Origin of the sequence: Vibrio sp. 1557 (genome assembly GCF_033340175.1) — a bacterium.
Classification (GTDB): Bacteria; Pseudomonadota; Gammaproteobacteria; order Enterobacterales; family Vibrionaceae; genus Vibrio; species Vibrio alginolyticus.
In genome coordinates this window covers 1-1,575 of the sequence record NZ_JAWOVZ010000096.1, presented here as the reverse complement: position 1 = coordinate 1,575, position 1,575 = coordinate 1, and the positions used below count along the sequence as shown (strand labels likewise).

Here is a 1,575-nt window from a genome sequence, read left to right as displayed (position 1 = left end):
GCAGAAACAGTCAGCACCGTGCCATCGAGAGGAGCCAATGTTCGTGCATTCAGAGCGGTTAATCGCACATGCGCTTGTTGTCCAGGATTGATCAAGTCAATGTCTTGCGGATTGACTCTTGCTTCAACAAGCAACTTATCATCTTGAGGCACTAACTCTAACAACGTTTGTCCTGAACCAATAACCCCCTTTTCAGTGAACACTTGCATGTTCACCACGCGGCCTGAGATTGGCGCATTAATTGAAGTTCTAGCCACCACATCTTGAGCAGATCGATACTCTTCACGAATGGCAACGACTTCTTTTTTGGTATTCCGCAACTCTTCGACGATTTCATTCAATCTTTCGAGCTTTAACTCTTCTATCTTGGCTTGGTTCTCGTCTAACCTTTTCCCGACGGTTAAAGATTGCCGATCAAGCTGACTTAGAGTACTGCGAACCTCTGCGGCAAGCCGTTTGAGTTGCAACAAAGTGGATTTGCCAGAAAACCCCTTCTGGACCAAAGCTTGGTTACTTGCAATTTCTTCTTCAATAAAGTTGAGGCGTTCTCTTTCGATGACTTTGGTTTGCTTAAGATTTTCGAGCTCTAAGCTCGCGCCAGAAATACTTTGTTCAATAATACTAAGCTTGCTCTCAAAAAAACGCTTTCTGGCAGTAAAGATCTTGTTTTGCACTAACTGTGCTTCTTTTACGATGTTTACACGAGGAATCGCTTCTAGATCACCAGACCACGAGATATCCGCTAATTCATCCAATTCGGCACTCAGCCGGTTTTCCTTCGCTAGCGTGTGAATGTACTGACCACTAACTGCATCTAACTTGGCCATTGGCTGACGTTGCGATAATTGAACAAGCGGCTGGCCTTTCTTTACCAAATCGCCCTCTTGAACATATAGTTTTTCAATGATACCGCCTTCTAAATGCTGTATCTCTTGCCGCTTGGTTAGAACAGACAAATCTCCATAAGCGATAGCAGCACTCTCTAACTTTGCGGTAGCCGCCCAATATCCTAAACCGCCTAGGAAAAAGCTTAACGTTGCAACTCCGAGCAAAATTGGCTTTTTGAAACTCAAGTTAGCATCTGAACTGAAACGGTACACTTTCTCCGCAGGAAGTTCGTTAACGACTGGCTGCTGATTGCTCATTTTTCACCCTTGGAATATCCGTTCTGTCCTCACCCATTAAACGCTTCAACACTTCATCTCGAGCACCATAAAGTTTGGCGCGGCCATCAGCTAAATACAGCAATCGATCCATTTGCCTCAATGTGCTTGGATTATGGGCGATAACCACAATGGTCGAGCCCTGAGATTTTAGATGAGCGATAAGACGCTGATACGCAGCCTCACCTTCTCCGTCTAGATTGGCGTTTGCTTCATCAAAGACGACGATAGAAGGATCACCATAGACAGCTCTTGCTAGCGCAATCCTTTGTCGTTCACCACCCGACAGTCCACGACCATTTTCGCCAATAATGAAGTCGTAACCTTTGTTCTTTTTGAGGATTAATTCGTGACAACCCGCTAATTGTGCAGCTTTGATCACCTTCGCTGGATCTTCTTGTTTAAAACGCGC

At 45.0% G+C, this 1,575-nt stretch carries 2 protein-coding genes; both read right to left on the bottom strand.

Annotated elements, in window-relative coordinates:
• The coding region (locus R7070_RS24915) for an HlyD family type I secretion periplasmic adaptor subunit (RefSeq protein WP_318141362.1) at positions 1-1,145 on the bottom strand (1,145 nt) is incomplete at its 3' end.
• Positions 1,120-1,575: ATP-binding cassette domain-containing protein (locus tag R7070_RS24910; RefSeq protein WP_318141361.1), on the bottom strand; the 456-nt coding region annotated here is incomplete at its 5' end. The genes R7070_RS24910 and R7070_RS24915, both read right to left, overlap by 26 nt.